The organism is Rubrivirga halophila (genome assembly GCF_046845755.1).
In the GTDB taxonomy this organism is placed as follows: domain Bacteria; phylum Bacteroidota; class Rhodothermia; order Rhodothermales; family Rubricoccaceae; genus Rubrivirga.
In genome coordinates this window covers 2,295,272-2,308,759 of the sequence record NZ_CP177357.1, presented here as the reverse complement: position 1 = coordinate 2,308,759, position 13,488 = coordinate 2,295,272, and the positions used below count along the sequence as shown (strand labels likewise).

Genomic DNA, 13,488 nt, shown 5'->3' with positions numbered 1-13,488 from the left:
CACCCCTCTCGCCCCATGGGCCCCTCCCGCCAGCCCCTCTTCCGCGGCACCGCGCCCGCGCTCGTCACGCCGTTCGCGGCTGACGGTGGCCTCGACGAGGCCGCGTTCCGTCGCCTGATCGACTTCCAGATCGAGGGGAGCCGGCTCGAAGGGCGCCTCTTTGAGGGCGTCGAGGCGCTCGTCGTGCTGGGCACGACGGGCGAGAACCCGACCGTCACGCTCGCCGAGCGCCGCCAGCTCGTCGACGTGGCCGTCGAGCACACGGCCGGGCGCGTGCCCGTCATCGTCGGGACGGGCACGAACGCGACGGCCCAGAGCGTCGCGTTCTCGCACGAGGCGGCGGTCGCGGGCGCCGACGGCCTGCTCGTCGTCGGGCCGTACTACAACAAGCCGACGCCGGACGGCGTGCTCGGGCACGTCGCCGCGATCGCGGACGCGACCGACTGCCCGATCATCCTGTACAACGTGCCCGGCCGGACGGGCTCGAACCTGACCGCCGAGACGACGCTGCGCGTGACCGAGGCGGTCCCGAGCGTGGTCGGGGTCAAGGAGGCGTCGGGGGATCTGAACCAGATCGCCGACCTCATCGCCGGCGTGCCCGACGGCGTGGCCGTCTACTCCGGCGACGACGACTTGGCGTTCCCGACCGTCGCGCTCGGTGGCGACGGGCTGATCTCGGTGATCGCGAACGCCGCGCCGGGCCCGGTCGCCGAGATGGTCCGCCGCGCGCTCGAAGACGACACCGCGGGCGCTCGCCGCCTGCACTACGCCCTGCTCGACGCCATGCGCGCGAGCTTTTTTGAATCGAACCCCGCCCCTGTCAAGGCCGTGCTTGCGGCCCAGGGGCGGATGGCGCCGACGCTCCGCCTGCCCCTCGCCCCGCTCTCCGCCGACGCCGCGCGCCGCGTCCTGGCCGCCTACGCCGACCTCGTCGAGGCCGGCACCCTCCGCCCCGCCTGATGGCCTACCACGCCGACCTCGACACGACCCTGGCCCGCTACGCCCAAGCCCGCAACACCGACTCCGCCGACGAGCGGTGGGCGCTCGTCCACGCGTGCGCGACGGCCGGCGTCGTGTTCAACGACCCCCACGCCGAAAAGCCGGTCCACGGGCAGCCTGCGCTGGCGGCGTCGATGGGGCTGTTCAAGGAGCAGGTGGGGTTGACATTCGCCTTCACGGGGCCGCCCAACGGCCACCACGAGTGGATCCACGTGCCGTGGGCGCTCGGCGACGGCGACCAGACGAAGGCGACCGGCGTGCTCGTCGCCACGCTCGACCGCGACGTGCGCTTCGTGATGATCACGCACTTCGTGGACTGACGCGAGCCCGGGGGCGGGCGCGAGCAGCGGCGCGCGGAATCGGTGAACGGCTTGCGCATCGGGACCCCGCCGGACAGCTTGCGCATCCCGTCTCTCGACCCCCGCTCCCCCTCGCCATGACCGACCTCGCCGCTCTCCAGTCCGACATTACCCGCCACGCCGACGCGCCGGGCGACGGCGCCCGCGCCGCGTTCGAGACGCTGCTCGACGCGCTCGAAGCCGGCGAGATCCGCGCCGCGGAGCGCGGCGACGACGGTGTGTGGCGGGCGAACGGCTGGGTCAAGCGCGGCATCCTGCTCGGCTTCCGGCTCGGCGAGATCGTCGACCTCTCGGGCGACGAGTTCGCCTTTTTCGACAAGGACACCTACCCCATCCAGCGCTTCGGCGCCGACCGCGGCGTCCGCATCGTGCCCGGCGGCTCGACGGTGCGGCGCGGGTCGTACCTCGCGCCCGGCGTGGTCTGCATGCCGCCGATGTACGTCAACGTCGGCGCGTATGTGGGGAGCGGGACGATGGTCGACAGCCACGCGCTCGTGGGGAGCTGTGGCCAGATCGGCGAGCGCGTGCACCTCTCGGCGGCGGCCCAGGTCGGCGGCGTGCTGGAGCCGATCGGCGCGGCGCCGGTCGTCATCGAGGACGACGTGTTCGTCGGCGGCGGGTGTGGCGTGTACGAGGGGACCGTCGTCCGCGAGCGGGCCGTGCTTGCGGCCGGCGTCATCCTGACGCGCTCGACGCGCGTCTACGACCTGGTGAACGAGACCGTCATCCGGTCGGGCGACGACGCGCCGCTCGAGATCCCGGCCGGCGCCGTCGTGGTGCCGGGCTCGCGCAAGGTGGACTCCGAGTTCGGCGAGTACCACGGGCTGGCGCTCTCGGCCCCGTGCATCGTCAAGTACCGCGACGCCAGCACCGACGCCTCGACGACGCTGGAGGACGCGCTCCGGTAACGGCCGCGGCACGTCGGCCCGTCGACCCGGCTACGCCGACCTGCCAGGTGTCCCTCTCCCGAGGGGAGGGGGGGCGCCGCCGGGGACCTCGTGCCAGCTAGGCTAGCCGCGGACGCGGAAAAGCGCGCCGGCGAGCGCCACGATCGCCGTGTACAGCGCGCCGCCGAGCCACAGCCCGAACACCAGGAACGGCGTCCGCGTGCCGACGTCGAGCGCCAGCACGATCGTCATCAGGCCGTTGTGGACGACGGCGACGACGAGGGCGCCGACGAACGCCTGGACCGGCGTCAGCCGCAGGTTCTCGCCCTGCTCGGACCGGAAAAAGCCGATCACGAAGCCCATGATCGTCTTCAAGACGGTGTTGAGGCCGAGCGAGGTCGGCATCACGAGGAAGTCCATCGCCAGCCCGGCGGCGAAGCCGGTCACGGCCCCGGCGACGCGGCCGCGGCGGAGCGCGACGTAGGCCACGTAGAGGAGCACCACGTCCGGCCACACGTCCCAGAGCTTGAGGTTGCTCAGGAGCCACTGGAGCAGGACCACGGCCAGGCCTACGGCGACCTGGCGGAGGACGAACGGCATGCGAACGGCGGGGGAGAGGGGACGGCGAAGCTACGCCGCGAGCAGAGGGGGCCGTCTCAACGCGCCAGCCCCGCCGGCGGTCCCGGGCGCCCGCACCCAGTTGGCGCGACCCCTCCTCGAGCGCACGCGGTTGTCGGGACGGGCGTCCGCTCCGGCTACTGCGCGCGCGTCCAGAGCAGGACCACGCCGCACGGGTTGAAGCGGCCGTACTCCGGCGGCGTCCGCGCCGTGCCGACGTAGACCTCCAGGCCGGCGAGGTCGGCCGTGGGGATCCCCGAGACGTCGACCGTTTCGCCCGGCGTCTCGTGCCCGTCGACGAAGATCGAGAGCGGGCACGGCTTGGCGTTCTGGAGCGCCCCGTCCGCCCCGGTGGCCGACCGCGACGACACGACGACGGGCCGCTCGTCCCACGAGATGATGCGGACGCCGCTCATGCCCAGGATCGCGTCGCGGACGGTGTGGAGGCTCCGCGCCTCGAACGCCTCGCGGTCGACGTACTGGCCGCGCCCCTCGGCGCGCCGCTCGTAGAACCCGCGGCGCAGGAGCGCCGGCTCGAGCCGGTCGGCGACGGCCTCGACGTCGCCCAGTACGCGCGCGGCGGGTGCCAGCGCGACCGTCCCCTCCAGCGTCTCGCCAGGCGCGGCGGTGACCGTGAACGTCACCGGCTCGAACCCGTCGGCGGCGACCGTCACGGCCGCGAGCCCGGCGGCGACCGACAGCTCGGCGAGCCCGTCCGCCCCGGCCACGCCCACCGCGGCGCTCCCCAGCACCCGGACGGTCGCGCCCGGGATCGGCGCGTCGAGCGTGTCGACGACGACGACCGCCAGCCGCGCGGGCTGGGCGGCCGCCGCGAGCGGGAAGAGGAGGACGGCGAGAAGGAGGCGGCGCATCAGCGGCGGGAGGGGACTGACGGAAGGCTATCGGCCGTGTGCCGGGCCGCGCAAGGGAAGAGCTCAGCCCCCAAGCGCTGCTGGCCCGCGTAAGCGTTCGGGGAGCGGTTGGGGGCCGGCGGAACACTGGGCCACCCGGTCCCCGCTGGCTCGCCTGCTCTACCGGCTCTCCACCCAGCCGCCCCTTCCGCCGCGCTAGCTTCCCAGCCCCCGCACGAGACCGACATGGCCGGCTACCCGCACGACGAGATCGAACCCACGTGGCAGGCCTACTGGGCCCAAAACGAGACCTTCCGCCAGGCCGGGCCCGGCGACGACGACTTCGACGCCAGCAAGCCGGGCTTCTACGCGCTCGACATGTTCCCGTACCCCTCGGGGTCCGGCCTCCACGTCGGCCACCCCGAGGGGTACACGGCGACCGACATCGTCGCCCGCGCGAAGCGGATGCAGGGCTACAACGTGCTCCACCCGATGGGCTGGGACGCGTTCGGGCTGCCGGCCGAGCAGGCCGCCATCCGCGAGGGGATCCACCCGCGCGTGACGACCGAGCGGAACGTGGCCACCTTCAAGCGCCAGCTCCAACGCCTCGGGTTCAGCTATGACTGGGCGCGAGAGGTCAACACGACCGACCCCGACTACGTGCGGTGGACGCAGTGGATCTTCCTGACGCTCTATGAGCGAGGGCTGGCGTACGAGGCGTTCGCGCCCGTCAACTGGTGCCCGGCGCTCGGGGCCGTCTTGTCGAACGAGGAGGTCGTCGACGGCAAGTCCGAGATCGGCGGCCACCCGGTCGTCCAGAAGGACATGCGGCAGTGGATGCTCCGGATCACCGAGTACGCCGACCGCTTGCTCGACGGGCTCGACGAGCTCGACTGGCCGGAGTCCGTCAAGGCCATGCAGCGGAACTGGATCGGCAAGAGCGAGGGGGCCGAGGTCGACTTCGGCGTCTTCGGGTTCCCCGAGCGGACTCTGCGCGTGTTCACCACGCGGCCCGACACGCTCTTCGGGGCGACCTACATGGTGCTCGCGCCCGAACACCCGCTCGTGGGTCAGATCACCTCTGACGCCCAGCGCGCGCCCGTCGAGGCGTACGTCGCGGCGACCGCCCGCAAGACCGAGCGCGACCGGATGGAGGAGCGGTCCAAGACGGGCGTCTTCACGGGCGCCCACGCCGTCAACCCGGTGAACGGCGAGAAGGTGCCGATCTGGATCGCCGACTACGTGCTCGCGGGCTACGGGACCGGCGCCATCATGGCCGTCCCGGCGCACGACGCGCGCGACTTCGAGTTCGCCGTCGCGCACGGCCTGCCGATCCGCCCGGTCGTCCGCCCGACGGATGCATGGCTGGCGGCGCACGCCGGCCCAGACGTGGCGACGCCGACCGAGGCCGACCTGCTGTTCGGGGCCTACGACGACGACCCCCGCGGCTTTTCCGAGGTGTACAGCGGCAAGGACGGCGCGCTGATGAACTCCGACGCCTCGGGCGGGCCGGTCGCCGACATCGCGCAGAAGGGCGTCTGCCTGGACGGGCTCATGCCGCCGGCCGCGATCGCCGTCGTCACGGCGTGGCTCGAGGACGAAGGCGTCGGCCGCCGCCAGACCAACTACAAGCTGCGCGACTGGCTCTTTAGCCGCCAGCGCTACTGGGGCGAGCCGATCCCGGTCCTGCACGTCGACGGGTCGCCCGTGCCGATGGCCAAGGACGACCTGCCGCTGTCGCTGCCCGAGGTGGCCGACTACCGCCCGGCGCCGACCGGCGAGAGCCCGCTCGCGAGCGCGACCGACTGGGTCGAGACCACGACGGCCGACGGCCGCCCGGCGATGCGCGAGACGAACACGATGCCGCAGTGGGCCGGCTCGTGCTGGTACTACCTCCGCTACCTCGACCCCACGAACGACACGGCGCTCGTGGACCCCGAGAAGGAGAAGTACTGGATGCCCGTCGACCTCTACGTCGGCGGCGCCGAGCACGCCGTGCTCCACCTGCTCTACGCCCGGTTCTGGCACAAGGTCTTGTTCGACGTCGGCGTGGTCTCCACCGACGAGCCGTTCCAGAAGCTGGTCAACCAGGGCATGATCCTGGGCGAGGTCGAGTACACGGCCTTCCGCCACACCGACGGCGAGGGCGACTTCGGCTGGGTCTCGGCCGAGCACGCCGTCGAGATCGACACCGACGAGGGCCCGGTCTGGCAGGACGACCGCGACAACTCGACGCTCGTCCAGGTCTCCCTCGCCGCCGACGCCGTCGAAAAGCGCGGCGACGGGTTTGTCGTCGCCTCGCACCCGACGGTCCGCGTGACGAGCCGGGCGCACAAGATGTCGAAGAGCCGCGGCAACGTGGTCAACCCCGACGACATCGTCGACGAGTACGGCGCGGACTCGCTGCGCCTGTACGAGATGTTTATGGGACCGCTGGAGCAGGTCAAGCCCTGGAATACGCGCTCGGTCGACGGCGTCCACCGCTTCCTGGCGCGCTCGTACCGCCTGTTGTTGGACTCCGAGACCGGCGAGCTGGGCGCCTCGGTGACCGACGCCGACCCCTCGCGCGACGAGCTCCGCACCCTCCATGCGACGATCCAGAAGGTGAGCGACGACATCGACGGCCTGCGGTTCAACACGGCCATCTCGGCGCTGATGGAGTTTGTCAACGCGGCCACCAAGTGGGACGCCGTGCCGCGCGCGGTCGCCGAGCCGTTCGTGCTGCTCCTGGCGCCGTTCGCGCCGCACCTCGCCGAGGAGCTGTGGCGCCAGCTCGGCCACGACGACTCGCTGGCGTACGAGCCGTGGCCCGAGGCCGACCCCGAGCTCCTCAAGGAGGACACCGTCGAGATCGCGGTCCAGGTCAACGGCAAGCTCCGGGGCACCGTCTCGGTCGACGCCGACGCGGGCAAGGACGCCATGCTGGCGGCGGCGCGCGAGGAGCCGAATGTGGCGAAGTACCTCGACGAGGGGACGGTCCGCAAGGAGATCGCCGTGCCCGGGCGCCTGGTCAACTTCGTCGTCGCGTGAGCCCGGCCGAGATCGCCGACTGGTCCGCCCGGTGTGAGGCGCACGTCGCCGCCGAGATGGCGGGCGACGCGGCGCACGACCTCGGCCACGTCCGCCGCGTCGTCCGGGCCGCGCGCCGACTCGCGGAGGCGGAGGGCGCCGACCTCGGTGTCGTCGTCCCGGCCGCCTGGCTCCACGACGTGGTGACGGTCCCCAAGGACTCGCCAGACCGTCGGCGGGCGTCGACGCTGGCGGCGGACGCGGCGACCGCGTGGCTGGCGGCGGAGGGCTTCCCGGGCGACCGGCTGGCGGCGGTCGCGCACGCCATCGAGGCCCACAGTTTTTCGGCGGGCATCGAGCCGCGCACGGTCGAGGCGGCGGTCGTGCAGGACGCCGACCGGCTCGACGCGCTCGGCGCGATTGGCATCGCCCGGCTGTACGCGACGGCCGGGGCGATGGGCTCGGCGCTCCTGCACCCGACCGACCCGGTCCCGGCCGAGCCGCCGACGCGAGCGCTCGACGACCGGCGCTGGGCGACCGATCATGTCCAGGCCAAGCTGCTCCGGCTTTCCGCGACGATGCGGACGGCGGCGGGCCGCGCCGAGGCCGAGCGCCGCGACGCGTTCATCCGGGACTTCCTGCGCCAGCTGGCGACCGAGGTGGGCTAAACGGTCAGGGGGTGCCCGGTCCGGGCCCGCAGGGGACCGGCGCCTCGGGCGCTGCGTAGTGGCCCGCCCTCCGACCCTCCCCGATGCCCTTCGCCACCTGGTTCGTCATCGCCGGCCTCTTGCTGACGCTGATGGCGCTGGCCAAGACGTCGCTCACGCGGCTCCCGCTGTCGTCGGCCCAGCTCTACCTGCTGGTCGGGCTCGGGATTGGCCCGCTCGGCATCGGATTGCTCGTCATCGACCCGATCGACCAGGCCGGCGTGCTGGAGGTGCTCACCGAGATCGCCGTCATCCTGTCGCTGTTCGCGGCGGGCCTCAAGCTGCGGACGCCGCTCAGCGACGGGCGGTGGAAGCTGCCTCTCCGGCTGGCGACCGTCTCGATGACGCTGACCGTCGCCGGGATCGCCGCGCTCGGCGTGTTCGGGCTGGGCCTGCCGATCGGCGCGGCCGTCCTGCTCGGCGCCGTGCTCGCGCCGACCGACCCCGTGCTGGCGTCGGACGTCCAGATCGAGAACCCCGACGACACCGACCGGCTCCGGTTCTCGCTGACCGGCGAGGCGGGCTTCAACGACGGCGCCGCGTTCCCGTTTGTGATGCTGGGGTTGGGCCTGCTCGGGCTCCACGACCTCGGGCCGAACCTGGGCCGGTGGCTGGGGGTCGATGTGGTGTGGGCCGTGCTCGGCGGGCTGGCGATCGGGGCGGCGCTCGGGATGGCGGTCGGGCGGCTCGTCGTGTACCTGCGGCGGACGCACCGCGAGGCCGTCGGCTCGGACGACTTCCTGGCCCTCGGTCTCGTCGCGCTCGCGTACGGCGTGGCGCTGCTGCTCTCGACGTACGCCTTTCTGGCGGCGTTCGCGGCCGGGCTGGCGCTGCGGTTCGAGGAGCGGCGCGAGACCGGGGACGAGGCGGCCGCGGACGTCGAGGCGATGGCGCGCGAGGGCGAGCAGGAGGAGGTCGCCGTCGACGAACACGCGGCGCCGGCCTACATGGCCTCGGCGGTGCTCGGGTTCGCGGAGCAGCTCGAGCGGATCGGCGCCGTCGCGCTCGTGGTCTTGGTCGGCGCGCTGTTGCACCGGGCCAACTGGACCGTCGACGCGCTGTGGTTCGTCCCGGCCTGCCTCCTCGTCGTCCGGCCGCTCGCGGTGTGGATCGGGATGGCGGGCTCCCACACGACTGGGCTCCAGCGCGAGCTGATCGCGTGGTTCGGCGTCCGCGGCATCGGGTCGGTGTACTACCTCATGTACGCCGAGACGCACGGCCTCAACGACGGCTTCGCGGATCTACTGCTCGGGCTCGTGCTCACCACGATCGCCGTCAGCATCGTCGTCCACGGCCTGTCGGTGACGCCGGTGATGCGGTGGTACAGCCGCCGCGCGCGCGGCGAGGAGGCGAAGGCGGCGGCGGGGGAGGGCGGCTGACCCGCACGAGCGCGAGCGGACACCGCAAGCGTCCCACGTCCTGGAAGCCCGCTGACGGTCCCGCTAGCCCTCCACCTCTCCATAGCCTGCACGGACGTCGGCGCGCAAGGCGTCGGCCTCGGCGGACAGGCGGGCGGCGTCGGCGGCCTGCGCGTCGAGCGCGGCGCGCGCGTCGAGCGCCAGCTTGGCGACCGGCCGGACCAGCGCGCGGACCTTGCCGATGGCGTCGTCGACCTCGGAGTCGAGTTCGCGCTCCAGGCCCGAGCGCAGCTCCTGGCGCAACGTCGAGACGCGCGCCGAGAACTCGCGGACGGCCCGGCGGCGCTGGGCGGGGAGCACGATAAAGCCGAGCGTCGCGAGGGCCCCCGCCGCGACGATCCCGCCGGTCACGTCGAACGCCGTCGTGGCGATGAGGACCACGGCGACCGCCCCGACGCCGACGGCCGCGGCCCCGCCCATCGTCAGCGCGGACCGTGCATTCTCGAGCAGGCGCCGGGCCTCCTCGCCCATGTCGTACTGGTCGATGGTCCGCTTGGCCTCGCGCAACACGTCGCGCAGGACCTCCTCGCGGTCGTACATGAAGCCGCCCTGGGCCGTCGCGTCGTCGCGGCGCAGGTCCGCCAGCCGGGTGTACGTCTCGTTCCACAGCTCGAACACGCGGCGGAGCACGGCGTCGGCGGCCTCGCCCAGGCGCGTCTCAATCCGGCGCTCGGCGTCGCGGACGACCTGGCGCTCGAACTCCTCCCGGAACGCGTTGCGGTCGCGGATCAGGTTCAGCCGCGACACCCGGATCGTGTCGTCGAGAAAGCGGACGCCGCGCGTCTCCATCTCGAGCAGCTCGCGGTCCACGTCGGCGACCGCGCGGGCGACGGTCTCGTCCATCCCGGCGCGGACCTCGGCGAAGCGGCCGTTCAGCGCGGCGATCTCCAGTTCGTCCGACGCCAGCACCCCACGTTGGTCGTCGAGGCGAGCCGACACGTCGGCGAGGAGCGTCCGCGCGGCGTCGAGCGGGGCCGTCAGCTTGAGGGCGACGCGGGCGTCGTCGGTCAGCGTCTCGGTCAGGAACCGCTCGAACGGCGCGAAGCGGGAGGCCTGCCAGCGCGGGTCGGCGTGGACGGCCGCGTCGGTGTCGTGGTCGAGCTTGGCCTGGAGCGCCAGCCGCCCGGCGACGGGGAAGAGGATCGGCGGGCGGGCGTCGGTGAGCCCGGCCTCGGCGAAGATCCGCGCCAGCCCGTCGCGGACGTGGTCGAGGACCTGTGCCAGCGCCGCCTCGGTCTCCGCCAGGTCGGCCTTGTTGACGACGACGACGAGCCGCTTGCCCCACGCGCCCCGGATGTACTCCAGAAACTGGCGCTCCGACTCGGACAGCGGCCGGTCGTAGCTCGTGACAAACAAGACGAGGTCGGCGCGCGGGATGAAGTCCTCCGTCAGCGCCTGGTGCTCGAGGACGATCGAGTTCGTGCCCGGCGTGTCGACGACGGACAGGCCTTCGAGGAGAGGGTGGTCGAGCCGGCGCTCGGTCACGAAGTCGCCGCGGCGGTGCGTCGCGTCGGATTCGCCGTGGCGCAGGACGGTGATCTTGTCGGTGGTCGGGACGGGCCCTTCCTCCATCACCCGGCGCCCGAAGAGCGCGTTGACGACGGTCGACTTGCCCGCGTTGAACTCGCCGGCGACGACGAGCAGGAACAGCTCGTCGAGCGCCGAGGCCAGGTCGGCGAGCCGCCGGCGCGTGGCGTCGGGGGCGGCCGTTCGGTCGAGGAGCGCGCCGAGCGCATCGAGCAGGGAGCGCTCGCGGTCGAGGAGGGCCTGGGCGGCGCGGGCCGGGGAGTCCATGGGGTGGGGGAGGCGTCCGGGAAGGTAGCCCGCCCGCCCGCGCGCCCATAGACTGCGGAAAACAGGGCGTTTGTGACGTTCCTGCGCTCTCCACGGAACCCCGGGAGGCCCTGTGCTTTGGAACGGACCAGCGGCCCCCCACCGGCCGCCCGCTTTCCTATCCCCCCGACTCCCCTCACTGAGGTTCACACTTATGCTCCACCTGGCACTCGTTGGCCTGTTGGCCGGATCGCTCGCGCTCGGCACGCCCGGCGACGACGACGACAAGAAGAAGAAGAACTCCGACACGCCCGCGGTCGAGAACGCCACCCCGGGCGTCTTCGAGACGGCCACGGCGGTGGACACCCGCTCCATCACGTCCGACACGTACGCGCTCGGCCGCCCGGTCGCCGAGGCCCCCATCAAGCTGTGGGCCTCGTACGCCTACGGTGAGGCCGAGGAGATCTGGGGCACGGACGGCGACGCGACCGACATCTCGGTCGCCACGCAGGGCGGTGACATCCTCTCGCAGCGCGTCAACGTCGGCGCGCAGATCAACTTCATCAGCTTCCCGGCCTTCCGGCTCGGCGCCGGCGGCCTCCTGACGGTCGCCAAGAACGAGTTCGTGGCCAGCGAGTCGAACACCTCGCAGTTCACGAACGGCATCGGCGACATCGAGAGCGACTTCGGCCTCCAGAACATCAAGGTGTTCGGGACCGCCCGCGGCAAGGTCGTCGGCGTCCACGGTGGTTACATCTTCGACATCGGGTCGGAGCGCGAGAACGGCGAGCAGGCCCGCGCCAACATCCCCGGCTTCGGTGAGCAGCCGCTCTCGATCGACGCCCGCGGCACGGTCCAGCCGACCGCGCTCGTCGCCGGCAACGCCTCGTTCAAGCCGATCCTCCTCCCGGCGACGCTCGCGAACTCGGACGGCCGCGACGCCATCACGTTCGGCGCCGACTTCGACTACCCGAGCGAGCGGTTCCGCCTCTTCGGCGGGCTCGACGCGTACCTGCTCCAGGGCATCGACGACGATCCGGACACGGCGATCGACGAGGCGTCGCTCGACGGCGACGACCTGCTGAACTTCATGTTCGGCGCCGGCTTCAAGTTCAGCTTCTTCGAGCTGGGCGCGGCGCTCCAGATCCAGACGCGCCACTCGGCGCCGACGGTCGAGAGCATCGGCACGGCCCCCGGGATCGGTAGCCACGCCGGTACGATCGCTCCGTACATCCGGATCTCGCCGCCGAGCCTCCCGGCCTCGCTCTTCATCAAGGGCGGCGTCCAGGAGGAGTACACCGAGTACGGCTACGCCCTCGGCGGGTCCAACTCGGTGAAGCCGGCGATCGGCTTCACGGCGGGCCTCGCGGTCGGCTTCAACTAGGTCCGACTCCGGTCCAGTGTGGGGCCGCCCGGTGTACTGCCGGGCGGCCCCTTTTTTATGACGCCCATGCGCCTCGCGACCCTCACCCTCGCCCTGCTGGCGGCCGCCTGCACCGGCCCGCCGGCGCTCCCGACCGGCCCAGACGCCCCGGTCTCGGCCCGTGCCCTCGCCGCGACCGCCGACTCGCTGGCGGCCGGCGACCGGGCCGCGGCGCTGCGCCGCGCGCTTGGCCGGGCGGGCGTCACGCCGTTCGGGGACTACAGCCTCAGGACCGAGTCGCCCCGGTTCGCCGTCGGCGCGCCGCCGATGGTGGGCGGGTTCGTCCCCGGCGAGCACCCCGTCGGCCGGCCGGAGCTGGTGGTCGTGTCCGTGCCGCTGGCGTCGGACGCTGTGCCGGCCGTCGTCGAGGCGGTCCGCGTGGTCGTCGAGCGGTCGCACTGGGGGGGCATGCCGGACCGGACGGTGATGGTCGCCTTCTGGAGCGGCGCCCGCAGCCGCGACGGCCTGCGCCAGCCGCTCGGGGCCGGGCTGTGGCCCCGCGCGCTCGTCCGAGGCCTCGTCACGGTCGGCGCCGCGCCCGACTCGCTCGACGGCTTGCCCGTCGTCGCTGTCCCCGACGCCGAGGGCCCCGCGCTCGCGGCGGCCCTCGTCGACGCCATCACGCGCGCCGCCCGCTACACGGCGCCGCCCGACACCCTCGCCGCTCGATGACGCTTGCCTGGACGACCGACGCCGCCACCGCCGACGCGGCGCGCGCGGTCAAGCTCACCCTGTTCTGGGGGCTCGACGGCGTCGCGCTCCGGTCGCTCGGCGGCGCGCGCGTGCCCGACATCGCCGAGGCCTCGCTCCGGCGGCGCCTGGAGGACGACGACCTGCCGGTGATCGCCCTCGACCCGGGCCTGTTCGAGGCGCCCGCGTCGGCGCGTGCGGCCTGGCTCAACGACCTCGACCGGCTCGCGGAGGTGGCCGCCTTCGGCGATCGGATCGGGTGCTCGCTGATCCGCGTCGGCGCGCTCGGCGGGCCGGGCTCCGCTGAGGCGCTGGCACAAGCGGGCGACCGCGCGGCGGCACTCGGCCTGACGCTGGCGGTCCGCAACGAGGCCGGCACGCTCGCGCCGACCGGCGCGGCGCTGGGGGCGCTGCTCGCCGACGTCGGCCACGAGGCCGTCGGGGCGGACTGGCGGCCGGCCGACGCGCTCGACGAGGGGGAGCCGCCCGCCGAGGGGCTCGCGGCGGTGCTCGCGTCCGGCGCGGCGATCGCCTGCGTCGGGGCTCGCGACGGCGTGCCCGGCGACGCGTGGGAGGAGCGGCAGATCGGGGAGGGCGCCGTCGGGTGGCCCGGCCATCTCGCAGCGCTCGCGGCGGGCGGCTTCGACGGGCCCGTCGTGATCGATGGGCTGCCCAAGCCGGTGCGCGCCTCCGGCCTGGCGTCGGCGACGGCGCTCATCCGCGCGGCGCGAGCGGCGGCACGATAGCTTGCGGC

At 73.3% G+C, this 13,488-nt stretch carries 12 protein-coding genes; 9 read left to right on the top strand and 3 right to left on the bottom strand.

Annotated features, from left to right (window positions below):
• The first annotated feature begins 15 nt into the window (after nt 1–15).
• The 3 genes from dapA (at nt 16) to ACLIRP_RS10165 (ending at nt 2,266) form a co-directional block, all read left to right on the top strand.
• Complete coding sequence (gene dapA, locus ACLIRP_RS10175; protein ID WP_412060338.1) at nt 16–960, top strand: 4-hydroxy-tetrahydrodipicolinate synthase; 945 nt, start codon at nt 16–18, stop codon at nt 958–960.
• A complete protein-coding gene (locus ACLIRP_RS10170) occupies nt 960–1,319 on the top strand; it encodes a hypothetical protein (protein ID WP_412060337.1) in 360 nt (119 codons plus the stop codon). The genes dapA and ACLIRP_RS10170 overlap by 1 nt, the downstream gene beginning before the upstream one ends.
• Before the next feature lie 116 nt (nt 1,320–1,435).
• The gene (locus ACLIRP_RS10165; RefSeq protein ID WP_412060336.1) at nt 1,436–2,266 is read left to right on the top strand and encodes a 2,3,4,5-tetrahydropyridine-2,6-dicarboxylate N-succinyltransferase; all 831 of its coding nucleotides are present in this window, start codon (nt 1,436–1,438) and stop codon (nt 2,264–2,266) included.
• A gap of 102 nt (nt 2,267–2,368) precedes the next feature.
• On the opposite strand, the gene mreD is transcribed toward ACLIRP_RS10165, so the two are convergent.
• Nucleotides 2,369–2,845 (bottom strand): rod shape-determining protein MreD, encoded by a 477-nt coding sequence (gene mreD / locus ACLIRP_RS10160; RefSeq protein ID WP_412060335.1) that lies wholly within the window; start codon nt 2,843–2,845, stop codon nt 2,369–2,371.
• 155 nt (nt 2,846–3,000) lie between these two features.
• Nucleotides 3,001–3,735 (bottom strand): carboxypeptidase-like regulatory domain-containing protein, encoded by a 735-nt coding sequence (locus ACLIRP_RS10155; protein ID WP_412060334.1) that lies wholly within the window; start codon nt 3,733–3,735, stop codon nt 3,001–3,003.
• Between the two features lie 225 nt (nt 3,736–3,960).
• On the opposite strand from ACLIRP_RS10155, the gene leuS reads away from it, so the two are divergent.
• From leuS to ACLIRP_RS10140, 3 genes are all read left to right on the top strand, one after another.
• Nucleotides 3,961–6,744 carry a leucine--tRNA ligase gene (gene leuS / locus ACLIRP_RS10150; protein WP_412060333.1) on the top strand — a complete coding sequence of 928 codons (2,784 nt, stop codon included), beginning with the start codon at nt 3,961–3,963 and terminating at the stop codon, nt 6,742–6,744.
• A gap of 56 nt (nt 6,745–6,800) precedes the next feature.
• The gene (locus ACLIRP_RS10145; RefSeq protein WP_412063704.1) at nt 6,801–7,391 is read left to right on the top strand and encodes an HD domain-containing protein; all 591 of its coding nucleotides are present in this window, start codon (nt 6,801–6,803) and stop codon (nt 7,389–7,391) included.
• A gap of 83 nt (nt 7,392–7,474) precedes the next feature.
• Nucleotides 7,475–8,809, top strand: a complete 1,335-nt coding sequence (locus ACLIRP_RS10140) for a cation:proton antiporter (protein ID WP_412060332.1) — start codon at nt 7,475–7,477, stop codon at nt 8,807–8,809.
• 63 nt (nt 8,810–8,872) lie between these two features.
• Here the strand turns inward: ACLIRP_RS10140 and ACLIRP_RS10135 are convergent, their stop codons facing one another.
• Nucleotides 8,873–10,642 (bottom strand): dynamin family protein, encoded by a 1,770-nt coding sequence (locus ACLIRP_RS10135; protein ID WP_412060331.1) that lies wholly within the window; start codon nt 10,640–10,642, stop codon nt 8,873–8,875.
• Nucleotides 10,643–10,835: 193 nt separating this feature from the next.
• Between ACLIRP_RS10135 and ACLIRP_RS10130 the strand changes: the two genes are divergently transcribed.
• From ACLIRP_RS10130 to ACLIRP_RS10120, 3 genes are all read left to right on the top strand, one after another.
• Nucleotides 10,836–12,005, top strand: a complete 1,170-nt coding sequence (locus tag ACLIRP_RS10130; protein ID WP_412060330.1) for a hypothetical protein — start codon at nt 10,836–10,838, stop codon at nt 12,003–12,005.
• Nucleotides 12,006–12,071: 66 nt separating this feature from the next.
• Nucleotides 12,072–12,716: a hypothetical protein gene (locus ACLIRP_RS10125; RefSeq protein ID WP_412060329.1), complete on the top strand. Its 645-nt coding sequence runs from the start codon at nt 12,072–12,074 to the stop codon at nt 12,714–12,716.
• Nucleotides 12,713–13,480, top strand: coding sequence for a sugar phosphate isomerase/epimerase family protein (locus ACLIRP_RS10120; protein WP_412060328.1), 768 nt, complete (start codon nt 12,713–12,715; stop codon nt 13,478–13,480). Before ACLIRP_RS10125 ends, ACLIRP_RS10120 begins: the two co-directional genes overlap by 4 nt.
• The last annotated feature ends 8 nt before the right edge of the window (nt 13,481–13,488 follow it).

Excerpts from the sequence above, each read along its gene's own strand:
- ACLIRP_RS10120 (WP_412060328.1), top strand. The coding sequence starts at position 12,713 with ATGACGCTTGCCTGGACGACCGACGCCGCCACCGCCGACGCGGCGCGC.
- leuS (WP_412060333.1), top strand. The coding sequence starts at position 3,961 with ATGGCCGGCTACCCGCACGACGAGATCGAACCCACGTGGCAGGCCTAC.
- mreD (WP_412060335.1), bottom strand. The coding sequence starts at position 2,845 with ATGCCGTTCGTCCTCCGCCAGGTCGCCGTAGGCCTGGCCGTGGTCCTG.
- ACLIRP_RS10125 (WP_412060329.1), top strand. The coding sequence starts at position 12,072 with ATGCGCCTCGCGACCCTCACCCTCGCCCTGCTGGCGGCCGCCTGCACC.
- ACLIRP_RS10130 (WP_412060330.1), top strand. The coding sequence starts at position 10,836 with ATGCTCCACCTGGCACTCGTTGGCCTGTTGGCCGGATCGCTCGCGCTC.
- dapA (WP_412060338.1), top strand. The coding sequence starts at position 16 with ATGGGCCCCTCCCGCCAGCCCCTCTTCCGCGGCACCGCGCCCGCGCTC.
- ACLIRP_RS10155 (WP_412060334.1), bottom strand. The coding sequence starts at position 3,735 with ATGCGCCGCCTCCTTCTCGCCGTCCTCCTCTTCCCGCTCGCGGCGGCC.
- ACLIRP_RS10165 (WP_412060336.1), top strand. The coding sequence starts at position 1,436 with ATGACCGACCTCGCCGCTCTCCAGTCCGACATTACCCGCCACGCCGAC.
- ACLIRP_RS10140 (WP_412060332.1), top strand. The coding sequence starts at position 7,475 with ATGCCCTTCGCCACCTGGTTCGTCATCGCCGGCCTCTTGCTGACGCTG.
- ACLIRP_RS10135 (WP_412060331.1), bottom strand. The coding sequence starts at position 10,642 with ATGGACTCCCCGGCCCGCGCCGCCCAGGCCCTCCTCGACCGCGAGCGC.
- ACLIRP_RS10170 (WP_412060337.1), top strand. The coding sequence starts at position 960 with ATGGCCTACCACGCCGACCTCGACACGACCCTGGCCCGCTACGCCCAA.
- ACLIRP_RS10145 (WP_412063704.1), top strand. The coding sequence starts at position 6,801 with ATGGCGGGCGACGCGGCGCACGACCTCGGCCACGTCCGCCGCGTCGTC.